This window comes from Actinoplanes sp. NPDC051851 (assembly GCF_040681165.1).
Taxonomy (GTDB): Bacteria; Actinomycetota; Actinomycetes; order Mycobacteriales; family Micromonosporaceae; genus Actinoplanes.
Window position 1 is genome coordinate 154485 of the sequence record NZ_JBFAYF010000003.1, and the last position, 16369, is coordinate 170853.

A 16369-nucleotide genomic window follows, 5' to 3' on the forward strand; every position below is an offset into this window, starting at 1 on the left:
GGGGAGGGGGCGGCTGGTCCTCAGGGGTGCGTCACGGCGTACCACACACCCCTGAGGACCAGCCGACAAGCGGTACCCCGCTGACGCAGCCCAGCCCCCCACCCTGCTCGCGTCCCGACCGGTCAACCCGCCTGGGACGGGGCGGGCTCGGTGATGGAGTCCTCCGGGTGCGGGACGGCGTCCTCGCGGTGCGGGAGCGTGGCCGGGTCGGGCAGGTCGAAGAGGTCGTCGGCCGGGGCGGCGATCAGGCCGTTCGGGTGGGCGATCAGCCGCTCCCCGGTGACCAGGTCGTCCAGCATCGCCGCGAGCCGGCCCGCCGCCCCCGACTTCGCGCCGCTCCAGCCGAAGAGCCGGCCGGCCGCCGCGATCAGGTCGTCCGCCTCGACCAGGCCCGCGTCCAGCACGAGGTACTCCAGCGCGGACTGCAGCTCCGGCTCGGCCACCTGCTCCGGCTTGCGGGTCACGCCGTCGCCGGGTACCCGTACCGCCGGGATCAGCGCCTCCGGCCAGGTGACGAACGAGCCGTCGAAGCCGACCCGGGAGGACGCGATCGCGTGGTCGATCGCCCCGCGGATCGCCGACGTCACCCGGGCGATGTGCCACGCCTCGCGGACCCGCTGGGTGAGCACGGTCAGGTGCACCGGGCCCTCCACCTCGGCGATCCGCTCGACCGCCGCGACCAGTTGGGCCCGGGCCGCGGTGTCGTTCGCCCGGGCGGCCGCGGTCAGCGGGTCGATGGCGGCCCGCTCGTACGGCAGCGCCCACTCCGGCCGCTGCGCGGGACGGGTGGCCAGTTCCCGGTCCACCTCGGCGAAGACGTCCGGCACGGCGAGCGCGTTCTGGATCGCCGCGCGCAGCCGGGCCTCCTCGGCCGCCCGGTCGGTGAACCAGGCGACGCTCCAGATCCGGTGCAGGTGCCAGCCGAGACCGTGCAGCACCTGGTCGTGCAGGCGGTCACGGTCCCGGACCGAGGGGATGCCCCGGTAGGCGGGACCGTCGCACTGGATGCCGAGGGCGAACGCGCCGGCCTCGACCGCGGAGTGGCGTACCGCGAGCTCCAGACGGCCCAGGCCGGCACCCACCCGGCTGTGCACGTCGTAACCCCAGCCGGCGACGGTCTGTAGCACCGCCTCGGCGAGCTCGGTCAGCGGCGGCGCCTCGGCCGCCGGAATGCTCTGCCCGGCGTGGTCGAGGTACTCGGCCAGCCGCCGCTCCCCCTCGTCGGCCGGCTCCTCGCGACCGCCGGCCGGGATCGCGGTGACCACCTCGACGCGCTGCCGGGCCCGGGTGATCGCCACGGTGAGGCGGCGCGCCCCGGTGGGCCCACCCGCGGCGGCGAGGTCCGCACCGGTGGCCAGGATGATCACGTCCCGCTCCTCGCCCTGGACCGTGTCGGCGCTCTTCACGAAGAATCCGCCGAGGAAGCGCTCCAGGTCGGGGCGGGCCGCGAGGGCGGTCTCCACCGCGTCGGCGACCGCGTCCGCCTGTCCGGCGGTCAGCGTGACCACGCCCAGCGACAGGGTCGGCCGGGTGCTGACATGGTGCGCGACCCGCTCGGCGACCAGCGCGGCCTCGTCCGGGCCCGATCCGGTCGGCCCGGACGCGGGGAACACCTCGATGCCCAGGTCGGTGCCGGTCGAGTGCGCGCTCGGGTAGGTGACCAGCCGGTCCCGGTAGAACGCCCGGTTCGCGAAGCCGATCAGCGACTCGTGCCGGCTGCGGTAGTGCCGGGTCAGCGCGAGCCGGGTGAACGCGCCGCAGTCGTTCGCCGCGACGAGCACCGACGGCTGTCCCCCGGCGGGCGGCAGCTGGCAGTCGTCGCCGATGACGATCAGCGACTCACCGCGGTACGCGCAGGCCACCGCGGCCGCCGGGGTCATCCGGGACGCCTCGTCGATGATCACCACGTCGAAGGTACGGCCGGCCGGCAGGTACGCGCTGACCGCGGCGGGCGGCATCGCGAAGCACGGCTTGAGCGCGATCGCCGCGTCCCAGGCCTTCTCCAGCAGGGCGCGGACCGGCTGGTGCCCGTGCTGCTTCTGCCCCTCCGACCGGATCACCGCGGGACCGCCCTTGGCACCGGCGGACGGGCGGCGCGCGTCGACCGCCTCGATGATCCGCCCGGCGGCGTCCTCCAGCAGGTCGGCGTCGAGCCGGCGGAACTCCTCGACGATCTCGTTGCGCTCGGCGGCGGCCAGCGGGATCAGCCGCTCGTCCGCGGCGATGATCTCGTCGGCCCAGGCCCGGAAGACGGTCCGCTCGATCACCCCGGCCAGCTGCGCGGGGTCCAGGTTGTGGTCGGCGCAGTAGTCGACGGCGCCGTCCACCCCGTACCCCGCGAGGACCTCACGGGCGGCCAGGTAGTCGAACCACTCCCGCTGTCCGGTGTCGTCGTCGCGCAGGTCCTGCAGCAGGTCGCGGGCGGTCTCGTAGCGGTCCAGCGCGGTGCCGAGCCGGACCTGCCGGGCCGGCCCGAACGCGTCGATGATCCGCTGCCGGGCCGCCTGCCAGACCCCGATCAGGCCGGGCAGGTCGCCGGCGCCCCGGGCGTCCCCGGTGAGCACCGCCTGCGCCTGGTCGGCGGTGAACGCGGACTCGCTCCCGGTCCGCAGCGCCCTCGCCTGCGCGGCCCACTCGATCGCCGCGACCAGCCCGTTCAGGTCGGTCTCCCGACCCCGGTAGCGCTCACCGAGTGCCGCCGCGTGCGCCGGTCCGTCGGCGGCGAGCGCCTCGGCGGCCTCCACGATCTTCCGCCGTACGGCGACCATCCCGCTCGCCTCGGTCACGTCCAGTTCGCGTCCGGTGAGCCCGTCCAGCCGCTCGACCGCCTCGGCGACCGCGCGCAGCGGGCCGACCTGGGCCCGCAGCCACCCGACGGCGTGCTGCACCGAGCCGTGCCCGAGCTCGGTGCGCGCGGCCGGTTCGGGCTCCGGGCGCAGCGTCGAGCGCCAGTGCCGGAACACGTCGCGCGCCTCCGTCACCGCGTGCAGCACCTCGCCGTTGCCCGCCCGGTTCGCGACGTACTCGACCACCGCGCCCAGCGCCTCGGGCGGGGTGACCTTGAGGACCTCGTCGACGGTGTGCAGCGCGCGGCCGATCGCCACGAAGTCGGTGTCCAGGCGCTTCCAGTAGCGGCCGAGCAGCGCGGCGTTCTGCTTCTCGGCGGCGACCAGTCCCTCGTACGACCGCCGCCAGGCCACCGCGAGCCCGAGGTTGGCGACCGCCTCCTCCACGGTCACCCCCGGCTCGGCGAGCGCGGCGACGGTCTCCTTGTCCCACCGGTGCGCCGCGAGGAACCGGCGTACGCCCCGGTGCACGGTGGCGAACCGCTCGGCCAGGTCCTCGACCGGCTCGCCGAGCACCGCCTCCCGGAAGTACCGCCGCGCCTGGTGCTTGGCGGTCGACACCGCCTCGACGTGCCGTCGCAGCGCGGCCGACGCACCGTGCACGGCAGCCTGCGCGCCCGGCGCGAACCAGGCCGTCTCCGGCTTGTCCGGCCGCGCACCGAGCTCGGCGACCACGGTGACCAGCTCGACGTCGGAGAAGGTGATCACGTCGGGGAGCCCGAGCCGGTGGGTGATCCGGTCCAGGTTCTGCTGCTGGTGTTCCAGCTCGTCCGCGTCGGCCGTGAACCGCCCGGCCAGTGTCCGGGCCGCGGCGGCGGTGAGGGTGCCGAGCCCGACCGCGGGCGGGTCCAGCTCGGGCGTCTCCGGCAGGTCGGCGACCTCCAGTTCGGCGAGGACGCCGGCGGGGATGCCGAGCCGTTCCCGCGCGAGGTCCTCGGCCCGCCGGACCTCGTCGATCCGCTCGGCGAGCGCGTCGGCCGCCTCCCGGACCGGGCGCAGCGCGGGCGAGGTCAGCCAGTGGTCCGGCACACCGGCGGGGCGCTTCCCGGCGTGTGCGGCGATCTGCGCGAGCGCGTCGGCGTCCACCGGGAGCCGCAGGTGGAAGGCGCCGGCCAGTGCGGCGTGCGGGGTCAGGGCGTCGGCGAGCGCGTCCAGGGCCAGCTGCGCCGCCTCCAGCGCGCCGTCCAGCGGCCGCTTCTCCATCACCTCCCGCCAGCGGTAGCCACTGCGCTCGGTCGCCGGCCGCCACGCGGCCTTCAGCCGCTCCGCGGCCTGGTGGATGCGGTCCAGGGCCTCGTCGGTCAGCGCCTGCGTCTGCAGGTTCCGCTCCAGGGCCGATTCCTCCCGTACGGCCTTCTCGTCCTCGCCCGTCAGCCGCGCGCAGCGGCCGAGGATCTCGTGGAGGCTCCGCCCGTAGGGTTCGCGGATCTCGTTGACCGCCTCCGCGTAGGCACCGAGCGCCGCGCGATCGGCCCGCAGCCGGTCGCGGTCGGTCTCGTCCAGGCCCTGCGGCGGCAGCGGCACCGCCTCCAGGGCCGCGGCCAGCGCGCTCGCCACCTGCCGGCGGCCGGCCCTGGGCCCGTGCAGGTCGAGCAGGTAGTTCCCGAGCCCGGCGGCGGCGAGCCGGTGCTGCACGGTGTCCAGCGCGGCCGCGGTCTCCGAGACGAAGAGCACCCGCTTCCCGGCGTACGCCAGCGCCCCGATCATGTTCGCCACGGTCTGCGACTTCCCGGTCCCGGGCGGCCCGTCGATCACGAAGCTGTGCCCGTTCAGGGCGGCGTCCACGCAGACCCGCTGGGTGGCGTCGGCGTCCAGCACGAGCGGCTGGTCCTCGCCCACCCGGTCGGGCGGAACCGGGTCGAAGGTGAAGGCGCCGTCGGTGCCGTCGGCCGCGGCCAGGGCCTGGACCACCGGGTGGGCGAGGATCTGCTCCTCGTGATCAGCCAGGTCCCGGCGGATCGTCTCGGCGCCCAGGTCGAAGCGGGCCAGCACCACGGTGTCGGTGACCCGCCAGCCGGAGCGCCCGCCGATCCGCCGGCGCAGTTCGGCGCGGTCCGCGGTGAGTTCCAGGCCGAGCCCGTGCAGCCGGGCGGCGAGCGCCGGGTTGAGCACCGGGTCGCCGTGGGTGGCGCGCAGCCGGGGCACCTCCCCCGGGCCGAGCGCGATCAGCTCGACCGGGGTGAGGTGGATCGGCGCGGCGTGCCCGGTGCCGTCCTCGTCCTGCCAGTGCAGCAGCCCGGTGGCCAGGTGCAGGACATCGGCGCCGCGGTCGGCGGACTCCCGGTGGGCGTGCCGGCGCAGGTGGCGCAGCAGCGGGTGCAGCGTGTCCGGGGGCAGGTCCACGCCGAGTACGGTCCCCGGTCCGCCCTCCTGGAACGCGCAGTCCTGCCCGCTCCGCAGCGTCGCGAGGATCTTCTCCGGCTCCGGTGCGGTGATCTCGATCAGGTCGGCGCCACCGCGTGGCAGGTCGGCGAGACGACTGGCGGCGCCGGGCTCGGCGATCCCGTCGCGCCAGGCCGCCAGCGCCGCCCGGGCGTCTTCGAATCCGTGAGCATCATCCGGCCGCATGTGCTCATTCCAGCAAGGCGGCCGGATTCATGCTGGCGATTCGCCCGGTTTCTCCCCGTGACTAGCGACGGTGGGCTACCAGCACGCTGTCGTGGACGGTGATTTCGTCACCCTCCGGCCCCTTCGCGACGCGGGGCCGGGTCGCCGCCACGGTGACCGTCCAGTCCTGGGGGCCGAGCGGCTCGGCGATCTCCTCGGGCGTGAACATCATGTCCGGGAAGTGCATCCGGCGCGCGGCGCTCGCCAGGTCGGACGGGTGGTGGCCGACGATCAGCAGGGTGCCGCCGGGCGCCACCGCGTCGGCCAGCCGGGCGTAGAGCTCCGTCCGGTCGGCGCTGGGCAGGTGCATGAAGTGCGCCGAGACCAGATCGTACGATCGGGGCGCCGGGGGCTCGGCGCGCAGGTCGGCACCGGTGAAGGTGATCCGCTCGGCGAGACCGGCGGCCGCGGCGTGCTCCGCCGCGCGGGAGAGCGCGACCGTGGAGATGTCCACGCCGGTGACCTGCCAGCCGTGCTCGGCCAGCCAGACCGCGTCGGCGCCCTCGCCGCACCCGACGTCCAGGGCCCGCCCGGCGCGCAGCCCGGCCACCTCGGCGACCAGCTGGGCGTTCGGCTTCCCGCTCCAGATCGACGGCCGCTCCCGGTACCGCTCCTCCCAGGTCTCCCGCCGGTGCATCTCGACCTGCCGTCGGCGGTACCCGGCGACCGCCTCCCGGGTCTCGGCCGCGATCAGATCCATGTTGATCATGGCGCCCGCGGTCTGCCCGGCCGCCGCGGCGACCGCGACGGTGGCGCCCAGGTTGGTCACGTTACCGGCCACCCAGACCCCGGGCACCGCGGTCGCGCCGGACTCCTCGGCCGGGATCCGCCGTCCGACCACGTGACCGTTCATCTCCATGTCGGCCGGCTCCAGCCCGAGCGACGACAGGATCGCGCCGCGGGCCACGAAGCGGGGACCGACCGCGATCGCCGCCAGCTCGATGACGCGGCCGTCGTCGAGGCGTACCCCGGAGATCTCGTCGTCTTTGATCATCACCTCGGCGATCGGCTCGGCGACCACCGGGATGCTCCGGGCGGCCAGCTCCTCGGCCCGGTCCGGAACCGGCAGCGGGGCGCCGTTGAGCAGGTAGACCACGTCCTCGCTGAGCTGGCGCCAGAGCTGCGCCTGGTGCAGGCTCAGCGGGCCGCTCGCCAGCACGCCGATCCGCTTGCCGCGCAGTTCCCAACCGTGACAGTACGGGCAATGGGCCAGGTCACGGCCCCACCGTCCGGCCAGGCCGGGGATGTCCGGCAGCTCGTCGACCAGCCCGGTGGCGACCAGCAGGCGGCGCCCCTGGACCTCACGGCCGCCCTCGAGGACGACCGTGAAGCCCTCCTCGCCGGTCCGGCTCGCCCGCTCCGCCCGGCCGCTGATCACCTCGCCGCCGTAGGAGGCCAGCTCCGCGCGCCCGGCGGCGACCAGCTCGGCCGGCGGGACACCCTCCCGGCCCAGCAGGTTGTGCACGTTCCCGGCCGGCGCGTTGCGCGGCTCACCGCTGTCCACCACGAGCACCGAACGCCGCGACCGGGCCAGGGTCACCGCTCCGCTGAGGCCCGCCGCACCGCCACCGATCACCACTACGTCGTACATCCCGGCGTCTCCTCTCTCGCCCGACTCTGCTCGTCACGGTGCCTCGGCATGCGTTCCGGCGGCAACTAATGTTGCTGTTATGGCAAACGATCCGGAGTCCGCGCTGGCCGCCGTGGGCCCCCAGCTCCGCCTGCTCCGCCAGCAGCGCGACATCACCCTGGCCCAGCTCTCCGAGACCACCGGCATCTCGGTCAGCACGCTCTCCCGCCTCGAGTCCGGCACCCGCAGACCGACACTGGAGTTGCTGCTCCCGCTCGCCAAGGCGTACCAGGTGACCCTGGACGAGCTGGTCGACGCCCCGGACACCGGCGACCCCCGGATCCGGCAGCGGCCGATCGAGCGCAACGGGATGACGTACATCCCGCTGACCCGCAGACCGGGCGGCGTGCAGGCCTTCAAACAGATCATCCCGCCCAGCCCGGCCGATTGCGGCACGGACCAGAAGACTCACGAGGGCTACGAGTGGATCTACGTGCTGAACGGCCGGATCCGGCTGCTCCTCGGCGACCACGACATCCTGCTGACGCCCGGCGAGGCCGCCGAGTTCGACACCCGGCTCCCGCACCGTGTCCTGAACCCGGGCCCGGACCCGGCCGAGATCCTGAACCTCTTCGGCCCCCAGGGCGAACGGGTCCACGTCCGCGCCCGCACCCGCTGACTGGCCGGCACTCACGGGTCCCTCAAGGCCCGCCACACACCCCTGAGGACCAGCCAAGACCCGGCACTCACCCTCCTGGCTGGTGCTCACGGGTGTGTCGAGGCCCGCCACACACCCCTGAGGACCAGCCAAGACCGGGCGGTCGTCCTCCTGGCCGGGGTGAGCGGGTGGGTCAGCGGATCCGGTTGCGCAGGGGGCGGGACTGGGCGAAGGCGAAGAGGTTGTCGGAGAGCAGGGCGTCGGCGTTCAGCGGGCGGCCACCGGCGGCGTGCGGCGTGATCAGGATGTCGGGCTCGTCCCAGAGCGGCGAGGTGGGCGGCAGCGGCTCGGTCTCGAAGACGTCGAGCGCCGCGCCGGCGAGACGGCCCGACCGGACGGCGTCGAGCAGGGCCCGCTCGTCGAGCGTGGCGCCGCGGCCGACGTTGACCACCCAGGCGTGCGGCGGGAGCAGGCCGAGGACCGTGGCGTTCAGGGCGTGCGCGGTCTCCGGCGTCGCCGGGAGGATCGAGATCAGCAGGTCGGTGCCGGGCAACAGCCCCGGAAGGTCCGCGGCGGTCACCACCGGGTACCCGTGCCGCTCCCCGGCGGTGCGGGCCACCCCGGTCACGTGTGCGCCGAGCGCGGTGAGCAGCGGGGCCAGCGTCGCCCCGATGCCGCCGAAGCCCCAGACGACCACGGTGGCGTCCCGGAGCGTACGGAAGGAATGGGGGTCTCGAACCGGTTGAAGGCCTCCGAGCTCGGCGGCCCAGCGATGGCCGATCTGCGCGCGGACCAGCCGGTTCAGGCGGCGGGCGGCGGCCAGGACCAGCGCCAGGGTGTGCTCGGCGACGGTGTGGTCGTGCAGTCCGAGGCCGGCGGTGACGACGACGTCCTCGGCGAAGCCGGCCTGGAGGACGGCGTCCGGCCCCGCCGCCAGCGTCTGCACCCAGCGCAGGTTCTTCAGGCGCCGGGCGGCGTCGGCGAGCGGGCCGGGCGGATTGCCCCAGACGACCAGGACCTCGGCGTCGGTGTGCTCGTCCGGGATCGGCTCGGCCACCGCGTAGACCGCGGTCGTCGCGCCGGGCGGGAGTTCGGGAGCGAGGGCGATCGTGTCCGGCAGCAAGACCTTCATGAGGCCCGAGCCTAGGACACCGGACGGTAGAGGGCCGCCGTCGCGTGCTTCACCTGCCACAGCCCCACCCGGTGATAGTGGGAGCTCAACATCGGCCGGAGCGACGGCCGCGGAGCGGTCGGGTCGGCGACCCTGTTCGCCGCGATCAACCAGATCCCCGGCGCCCCGGCGAGCCGCACCGCGTCATCCGGGTACTCCCGGCCGGTCAACTCCCCGGTCCGCGGCGCGGGCACCTCCAGCAGCACGTCGGCCGGCGCGGTCGGATACCGGCGGAAGTAGTACTCCATCCCGGCCCGCATCGCCCGGTTCTCCGGCGGGTACGCGATCACGTCCCCCGGACCCTGATACCGCTCGACCAGCGCGACCAGCCCCCGGTAGTCGGGCCCGTTCTTGGCGGTGGCCGTACGGATGGCCCGCTGCCCGGGAACCGCCACGACCGCCATCACCACGAGCACCGCCCCGGCGCGGAGAACCGGCCACTCGAAGACGGAGCGCCGCGGCGTGTCCCCCTCCCCGACCAGCGCGACCGCGGCGAGGATCGCGGTCGGCGCCAGCACGACCAGCATGTACCGCGCCACCCACATCGGCGTGATCAGCGCGGAGACCAGCGCCACCGCGACCAGCGGCCCGAGGGCCAGCACCGCGATCGGCGTGAGCCGGCGAACCGGGCGCCAGGTCGCGAGCACGGCGAGGCCGATCAGGAGCCACGCCAGCTGCGGTGATCCGATGATGTCGGCGGGCATCGCGCGGATCCCGGCGATGGTGATCGGCTTGACCCAGTGGAGCTGGACGGCGTCCTGCCGGGAGCCGAGGCGCGCCAGCGGGAGCAGCGGGAGCAGCGCGACGGCGACCGCGACCGCCCAGGCGGCGACGATCCGCCAGTCGCGGCGGCGCCACGCGAAGATCAGGGCGACGGCGGCGTGGGCGCTGAGCACGGTCAGCGAGACCAGGTGGAAGCCGCCGAGCAGGAGCACGCTCAGCGCGTAGCCGGACCACCAGAGCACCCTGCCCCGGTCCCAGGCGGCGCCGGGGCGGCGCAGGGTGCCGATCAGCAGGCACAGGGCCAGCATCGAGAAGAAGCAGACGAACGCGTACGGCCGGGCCTCCGCGGCGTACCGGGAGGTGTTCGGGATGATCACCAGGATGGCGCCGGTGGCGAGCGCGACGAGCGGGCCGAAGAGGCGGCGGGCCAGTTCGGCGGCGAGCGCGACGGCGGCGGACATCGCGATGATCGAGGGGACGCGGAGGGCGAGCTCGGTGGTGCCGAAGACGCCGCTCCAGAAGTGCAGGAACGTGTAGTACGCCCCGAACACCGCGTCGACGTGCTGGATCAACCGCCAGATCTCCGGGACCGTACGCGCGGAGACCTCCGCCGACGTGACCTCGTCCCAGCTCAGGCGCGGCCGCCCGGCGTGCACCAGCGCCACCGCCAGCATGGCGAGCCCGCAGACCAGTGCCGGGATCACCGGGACGGCCCACCGCAGTGATCGGGCCGGGCGGGCGACCGGGACCGTACGACTCATCAACTCGGTCACAGGAAGGAAAGCTAGCCCGGGATGTCAACGGTCGCCAGCCGGGCCGACTCCGCCGCGGAACCGATCTCCGGGCGGCGCTCCGGGTGCGTGACGTAGTGGCGGATCACCCGGCCGAGATACTCCGGGTCCACCGACGGGACCGGCAGGCGGTCGGCGGGCGGCGGCAGGCCGCGGCGACGGACCAGGTCGGGGCGGGTGACGGCGAGGCGTACGCCGTGAAGCGGGGAACGGGCGGGCACCACCGGGCTCTCCGGGTCGAGCGCCTCCCAGGGGATCGTCAGCGAGCCGAAGGGCGTCGGGTATCGCAGGCCGCCGGGCTGGAGCCGCAGCCGCAGCCACGGGCCGAGGCTCAGCGCCCACGCGGCGGCCAGCGCGTAGCCGCTCATCAGGCCGGCGGGCTGATCCGGCCACGGCTCGCCGCGGACCAGGTCGGCGACGTCCTCGCCGATGATCGGCACGAGGATGAAGGTGAACGCCATCGCCAGCAGCACCGGGCCCGGCGGGGGTGGCGTGGTGAAGGCCCGCCGGTCCGGGTCGGCGAGCAGGGTGGTCGCGCGGTACCGCAGCATCGCCGCCGGGAAGAACACGAGCGACGCCAGGGCCAGCAGCAGGCTGAGCAGGGCCGCGGCCCGCCATCCGGCGTCGCCGCCGGTCTGGGCGATCAGGGCGAGGATCACGGCGAGGGTGAGCGCGCCGGACAGGGCGCGTTCGCGATGTCGGGCGACGAGGCCCGGCAGATCGATCGTCACGAGCACAGGGTAGGCACCGGGAGCCATCGGGGACGGCCCGCGTGGACCGTCCCCGTCGCTCTCGGATCAGCTGCCGACCGCGCCGCCGTCGGCACGCCAGGTCACGATGACGGCGGGCTTGGCGTACCCGCCGTCCGGCCAGACCGAGGCCGGGTTGTCCACCGTGGCGCCGGAGATCTCGCCGGGGTGCTGGACCGCGGTGAAGACCGACCGGTCGTCCTCGGTGATGAACGGGCCGCACGTCTCGGCGCCGCGGGGCACCGTGAGGAACTGCTTGAGGTGACCCTTCTCCCTACCCTCGACCGGCACCGCGAAGAGGCCGTCGTTGCTGCCCAGCGCGTTGCCGTCGGTGGAGATCCAGAGGTTGCCGGCGCTGTCGAAGGCGACGTTGTCCGGGCAGGAGATCGGCGAGACGGCCGACTTGTCGTACCCGCCGAAGTAGGTGCCGGCCGCGGCCGGGTCGCCGCAGACGATCGGCAGCGACCAGGTGAAGGTGGTGCCGGTGTGGTCGCCACGGTTCTCGGTGATCTCGAAGATGTGACCGTGCTTGTTGGCGTTCCGCGGGTTGGCCTCGTCCGCGGCGGCGTACCCGGTGAGCCCGCGGTTGGTGTTGTTGGTCATCGCCGCGTAGATCTTCCCGGTACGCGGGCTCGGCTGCACGTCCTCCGGCCGGTCCATCTTGGTGGCGCCGACCGCGTCGCCCGCCTGACGGGTGAAGGTCAGCACGTCCGCGGCGGTCATCCCGGGTACGAACGAGGTGTTGCCCGAGACCAGCTTGATCCACTGGCCGGTGCCGTCGAAGCCGCCGTCCGCGGGGAGCGTGCCGGCGCCGTCGATCTCGGCGGCCGGGCTGTCACCGGTCACCTTGGCGACGTAGAGCGTGCCCGACTCCAGCAGGGTCAGGTTGTGCCGCCGGGCCACGTGCGAGTCGCCGGCGTTGAACTTCCTGTCGGAGACGAACTTGTAGAGGTACTCGAACCGCTCGTCGTCGCCCATGTACGCGACCACGTGCCCGCTCTTCGCCACGATGACGTTGGCGCCCTCGTGCTTGAGCCGGCCCAGCGCGGTGTGCTTGCGCGGCGCGCCGTCCGGGTCGAGCGGGTCCACCTCGACGACCCAGCCGAAGCGGTTCGCCTCGTTCGGGTGCAGGGTGAGGTCGAAGCGCTCCTGCGCCCGGTCCCACTTGCGCGAGCCGCTCGGGTAACGGGCCGTGGTGGTGATGCCGTACCGGTTGAGCTTGACCTTACCCTCGGCCGACACGCCGTCGCCGCCGACGAAGTACTGGTTGAAGTTCTCCTCGCCGGAGAGCACGGTGCCCCACGGGGTGACGCCGCCGGAGCAGTTGTTCAGCGTGCCGATCACCCTGGTGCCGGAGGGGTCCGCCGCGGTCTTCAGCGCCGCGGTGCCGGCCGCCGGGCCGGTCAGCGTGAAGACCGTCTCCAGCGCGGTGATCCGCCGGTTGTAGGCGAGCTTCTTGGACTTCACCGGCGTCCACTGCCCGGTACGCCCGACCCGCTCGATCTCCACCACGGAGAGCCCGTGCGCCGCGATGGCGACCCTGATCTGCTCCACGGTGAGCGCGTCCAGGCTGGTGAAGCCCGGGAAGATCAGTTCCTCGTTGGTGTACTCGTGGTTCACCACCAGCAGCGCGCGGTCGTCGCAGCCGGGCAGGTCGACGACGCCGACGAAGTCGTTGTTGTAGCCGAACTGCTGCGACTGACTCGCCGCGGTCTGGTTGTCCAGGTCGAACGCGGGCGCGCCGGGGACGACCGGGTCGCCCCACCGGATCACCACGGCGGTCCGGTACCCGGCCGGGATGGTCACCGCGTCGAGGGTGTTGGGCTTGACGGTCTCGAAGGTCAGAGCGCCGGCCTTCGCCGGTTTGTGCGAGATCGGCGCGGCGACCGCGGCGCTCTCCATGGCGAGGCTGGAGCCGAAGCCGAGGACCACCGCACCCGCGGCGCCCGCCTTCATCACCCCACGACGGGAGAGCGCGACGATGTCCCCGAGGTAGTCGTTCCCGGAGTGGTTCGGCGCCGGGTGATCACAGGCGTTGCCGCAGCGGTAAAGACAGGTCATCGCGTCTCGGCTGCCGCCGCTGTGCCCGAGCAGGGGCAGGAAACGGCGATTATGGTCGGGCATCGATGATCTCCTAGGTTGTCGTCCGCGCTGATGGCGGCCTCTCGGGAACCTAAGAATTCGGGGTACGTCACAGCCACCCGACCGAGGTGAACGAAGAATGAACGTCAATGACATCCGTCATGGGTGATCACGGCCGGCCTGCGTTGCAAGTGACCGTCAAGTGGACTCTGTGACCCTGTCCGCTCAGAGTAGGACGGATTCACTTGAGGAGCATCGCTGTGCCCGGCACCACCACGCCGTACACCCAGGAAATGCTAATGATCCACCGGGTGTTCCGCCGCGAGGCCGCCCAGCTGCTGCACTTCGTGACCACCACCGGGGCGGGCGACGTGTCCCGTGCGCGGCAGGTGGCCGAGGCGGTTCGCGAGTACATCGGCGGCCTGCATCACCACCACGGGGTCGAGGACGAGCTGATCTGGCCGCTGCTGCACGCGCGCGCCCAGGTCCACGACGACCTGGTGATCCGGATGGAGATGCAGCACGAGGCGCTGGACGTCACCCTCACCACGCTCCAGGGCCTGCTGCCACGCTGGGAGGCGATCGCCGGCCCTGCCGACCGGGACGCGCTCGCGGAGGCGCTCACCGATCACCGGCAGGTGCTGCTCGACCACCTCGGCGACGAGGAGACCCTGGTCATGCCGCTGGTCGAGGAACACCTCACCACCGTCGAGTGGCAGGAGGTGGGCAGACGCGGGCTGGAGAACGTACCCCGGTCCAAGGTCTTCCTCGCCCTCGGCGCGATCCTGGAGGAGGCCACGCCGGAGGAGCGCCGGGAATTCCTCGGCCGGGTGCCGCTCGCCGGCCGGATGCTCTGGCGCATCGTCGGGCGCCGTCGGTACCAGCGGCAGATGGCCGCGCTGCGGGGAGGCGCGGTATGACCCCGATGGCGCGCTCCACGGTCACCTTCTCGCTGCTCGGCCCGGTCCGCGCGTGGCGCAACGGCAACGAGGTCCCGCTCGGGTCACCGCAGCAGCGGACCACGCTCGCCGTGCTGCTGCTCCGCGAGGGGCTGCTGACCACGGTGGACGAACTGGTCGACGCCATCTGGCCGGTGGATCCGCCCAGCTCGGCGGTGGCCACCGTACGCACGTACCTGTCCCGCCTGCGCCGTCTGCTCTGCGGCAGCACCAGTCCGGTACGGATCGGCTGGATCGGCGGCGGGTACGTGCTCACCACCCCGCCCGGCTCGATCGACGTCCAGCTGTTCCGCGGGCACACCGCACGGGCGGCCGAGGCGTTGCGGCGTACCGATCACGTGGCCGCCGCGGGTGAGCTGCGCGCCGCGGTCGACCTGCACCGGGGCACCCCCCTCGCGGGCGCGGCCGGCGGCTACATCGAGGGTCAGCGGGCCCGGCTGGCCGAGCTCTGCCGGGGCGCCGCGCTGGACCTGGTCGCGGTCACCGTGGAGCTGGGCGGCTACGCCGTAGCGATCGCCGACCTGCGGGCGATGGTCGCCGAGGAGCCGCTGCGCGAGCGGTGCCACGCGCTGCTGATGACCGCCCTGTACCGGGGTGGCCGTCAGGCGGACGCGCTCGCGCACTACCGGCAGGTCCGGCACACGCTGGCGGACGAGCTGGGTGTCGAGCCGGGCCCCGGCCTGCAGGACCTGCACCAGCGGATCCTTCTCGGCGCGCCCGATCCCGGGGTGCTGCTCGCGGCCTGATCCGGACCGGGGTGGCCCGCTCAACTCACCAGGCAGGCCACCCCGACCGCTCAACCCGCCGGGCAGGCCACCCCGACCGCTCAACTCGCCAGGCAGGCCACCCCGACCAGGGCGCTCACCACACCGGCCAGGTGCACCGCGGGCAGCCGTTCCCGCAGCACCGACGCGTTCAGCACCACCGTCACCGCCGGGTAGAGCGACGCCAGGATCGCCGACAGGCCCAGCGCGCCACCCGCCGCCGCCAGCGCGAACGCCCCGTCGGCCAGGGTCTCCAGCGTCCCGACGCCGACCGGCAGCAGGGCCACGACCGGGTGGGCCCGCCCGGCCGGTCGCGCTCTCCAGAGGGCCGCCAGGATCAGAGCGGAGATTCCACCCCAGATCCTCGTGTACGCCGTAGCCAGGTAGGGGTCCCCCGCCGCCGCCTCGTGCAGGAGTACGAAGTACGTCCCGAACCCCAGCGCCGCACCCGCCGCGCAGAGCACCGCCGGGGTCCCGGCCCTCCTCCCCGCCGCGCCGACCGGCCAGCTGGCCAGGGTGATCCCGGCCAGGGCCGCGCCCGCGCCGACCAGCCCGGCCGAGCCCAGCCGCTCGCCGTGCGCCGGCCCTCAGGCCACCGGCACCAGCGCCGCCCCCGCGGCCACCGGGGCGACCACGGCGAGCGAGCCGTCCCGCATGGCCCGGTAGAGCAGCCCCACGCCCCGGCCGCCAGCCCGGACAGGATCACCGTCCACACCACTGCTCGCCGCTCCCCGCCTCGCTCCGAAACCGGGGATCATTACCGGCCAACCCCATCGACACAGGATTGACACCCGCAATACGCCACCCGGGTTGCCCGGGCGACGGAGAATCGATGGATGTCGACAGTGGACACCGTCACTCCGAGGGCCCTGCTCCAGCGCTGGCCCACACTGCTCGCGGTCGCCTTCGCCGGGCTCTGCCTCACCGACACCGACGGCGGCAGCGAGTACGGGATCATCCTCGCGGTCGCCGCCACGGGCTACGTCACGGTCGCCGCGCTCGGCCGCCCCCGGCTGATCTGGCCGGTGACCGGCGTCCTCGTGGCCGGCGTGATCGCGATGCGGGTGGCCGGCGCCGACCCGCTGCTGATCCTCACCGCGGTCACGGCGCTGGCCGTGCTCGGCGGCCTGGCCACGGGCGGGCTGCGGCGCACCCCGCTGCACCTGCTGCAGGCCCCGGTCGCGCTGCTCGCGCTGGCCCTGGCCGCGACCGCGCTGCGCCTCTCCCCCGAGGCCGGCGGCGCCCTGGTCGCCACCGCCCTGCTCGCCCACGCGGCCTGGGACGCCCTGCTCTGGCACCGCCGCACGGTCCTGACCCGCTCGTTCACCGAGTGGTGCGGCGTCTACGACGCGGTCCTCGGCACCGGCCTCCTGCTCCTGATCACCCTCGGCTGACCGGCTCCCTCCCGAAAGCCGTACGTCGCGGCCGACATGCTTACCGAGCTGACGC

Annotated in this window: 12 protein-coding genes; 4 read left to right on the plus strand and 8 right to left on the minus strand. The window is 74.0% G+C overall.

The window, feature by feature from the left end:
• Positions 1-122: 122 nt before the first annotated feature.
• Together AB0M08_RS04750 and AB0M08_RS04755 are read right to left on the minus strand one after the other, a co-directional pair.
• Positions 123-5414, minus strand: a complete 5292-nt coding sequence (locus tag AB0M08_RS04750) for a DUF3320 domain-containing protein (protein ID WP_364488423.1) — start codon at positions 5412-5414, stop codon at positions 123-125.
• A 61-nt stretch (positions 5415-5475) separates the two neighbouring features.
• Positions 5476-7044, minus strand: a complete 1569-nt coding sequence (locus AB0M08_RS04755) for an FAD-dependent oxidoreductase (RefSeq protein WP_364488426.1) — start codon at positions 7042-7044, stop codon at positions 5476-5478.
• A 79-nt stretch (positions 7045-7123) separates the two neighbouring features.
• On the opposite strand from AB0M08_RS04755, the gene AB0M08_RS04760 reads away from it, so the two are divergent.
• Positions 7124-7702, plus strand: coding sequence for an XRE family transcriptional regulator (locus tag AB0M08_RS04760; protein ID WP_364488429.1), 579 nt, complete (start codon positions 7124-7126; stop codon positions 7700-7702).
• Positions 7703-7874: 172 nt separating this feature from the next.
• Here the strand turns inward: AB0M08_RS04760 and AB0M08_RS04765 are convergent, their stop codons facing one another.
• The 4 genes from AB0M08_RS04765 to AB0M08_RS04780 all read right to left on the minus strand — a co-directional run bounded on the left by AB0M08_RS04765 (position 7875) and on the right by AB0M08_RS04780 (position 13239).
• A complete protein-coding gene (locus AB0M08_RS04765) occupies positions 7875-8813 on the minus strand; it encodes a phosphoglycerate dehydrogenase (RefSeq protein ID WP_364488432.1) in 939 nt (312 codons plus the stop codon).
• Positions 8814-8824: 11 nt separating this feature from the next.
• Entirely contained in the window at positions 8825-10348 is a 1524-nt protein-coding gene (locus AB0M08_RS04770) for a glycosyltransferase family 39 protein (RefSeq protein WP_364488435.1), read from the minus strand.
• A gap of 11 nt (positions 10349-10359) precedes the next feature.
• Positions 10360-11097: a hypothetical protein gene (locus tag AB0M08_RS04775; protein ID WP_364488438.1), complete on the minus strand. Its 738-nt coding sequence runs from the start codon at positions 11095-11097 to the stop codon at positions 10360-10362.
• A gap of 66 nt (positions 11098-11163) precedes the next feature.
• Positions 11164-13239: a PhoX family phosphatase gene (locus tag AB0M08_RS04780; RefSeq protein ID WP_364488441.1), complete on the minus strand. Its 2076-nt coding sequence runs from the start codon at positions 13237-13239 to the stop codon at positions 11164-11166.
• Between the two features lie 203 nt (positions 13240-13442).
• On the opposite strand from AB0M08_RS04780, the gene AB0M08_RS04785 reads away from it, so the two are divergent.
• Together AB0M08_RS04785 and AB0M08_RS04790 are read left to right on the plus strand one after the other, a co-directional pair.
• A complete protein-coding gene (locus AB0M08_RS04785) occupies positions 13443-14117 on the plus strand; it encodes a hemerythrin domain-containing protein (RefSeq protein ID WP_364488444.1) in 675 nt (224 codons plus the stop codon).
• Positions 14114-14902, plus strand: a complete 789-nt coding sequence (locus AB0M08_RS04790; RefSeq protein WP_364488447.1) for an AfsR/SARP family transcriptional regulator — start codon at positions 14114-14116, stop codon at positions 14900-14902. The genes AB0M08_RS04785 and AB0M08_RS04790 overlap by 4 nt, the downstream gene beginning before the upstream one ends.
• A gap of 80 nt (positions 14903-14982) precedes the next feature.
• Here the strand turns inward: AB0M08_RS04790 and AB0M08_RS04795 are convergent, their stop codons facing one another.
• Both AB0M08_RS04795 and AB0M08_RS04800 read right to left on the minus strand, forming a co-directional pair.
• On the minus strand, positions 14983-15384 hold the full coding sequence (locus AB0M08_RS04795; protein WP_364488450.1) for an EamA family transporter: 402 nt from the start codon (positions 15382-15384) through the stop codon (positions 14983-14985).
• A 123-nt stretch (positions 15385-15507) separates the two neighbouring features.
• The gene (locus AB0M08_RS04800; RefSeq protein ID WP_364488453.1) at positions 15508-15633 is read right to left on the minus strand and encodes a hypothetical protein; all 126 of its coding nucleotides are present in this window, start codon (positions 15631-15633) and stop codon (positions 15508-15510) included.
• A gap of 123 nt (positions 15634-15756) precedes the next feature.
• On the opposite strand from AB0M08_RS04800, the gene AB0M08_RS04805 reads away from it, so the two are divergent.
• Positions 15757-16314: a hypothetical protein gene (locus AB0M08_RS04805; RefSeq protein WP_364488456.1), complete on the plus strand. Its 558-nt coding sequence runs from the start codon at positions 15757-15759 to the stop codon at positions 16312-16314.
• The last annotated feature ends 55 nt before the right edge of the window (positions 16315-16369 follow it).

Coding starts and splice junctions, on each gene's coding strand:
- AB0M08_RS04755 (WP_364488426.1), bottom strand. CDS start 7,044: ATGTACGACGTAGTGGTGATCGGTGGCGGTGCGGCGGGCCTCAGCGGA.
- AB0M08_RS04760 (WP_364488429.1), top strand. CDS start 7,124: ATGGCAAACGATCCGGAGTCCGCGCTGGCCGCCGTGGGCCCCCAGCTC.
- AB0M08_RS04805 (WP_364488456.1), top strand. CDS start 15,757: ATGTCGACAGTGGACACCGTCACTCCGAGGGCCCTGCTCCAGCGCTGG.
- AB0M08_RS04780 (WP_364488441.1), bottom strand. CDS start 13,239: ATGCCCGACCATAATCGCCGTTTCCTGCCCCTGCTCGGGCACAGCGGC.
- AB0M08_RS04790 (WP_364488447.1), top strand. CDS start 14,114: ATGACCCCGATGGCGCGCTCCACGGTCACCTTCTCGCTGCTCGGCCCG.
- AB0M08_RS04765 (WP_364488432.1), bottom strand. CDS start 8,813: ATGAAGGTCTTGCTGCCGGACACGATCGCCCTCGCTCCCGAACTCCCG.
- AB0M08_RS04750 (WP_364488423.1), bottom strand. CDS start 5,414: ATGCGGCCGGATGATGCTCACGGATTCGAAGACGCCCGGGCGGCGCTG.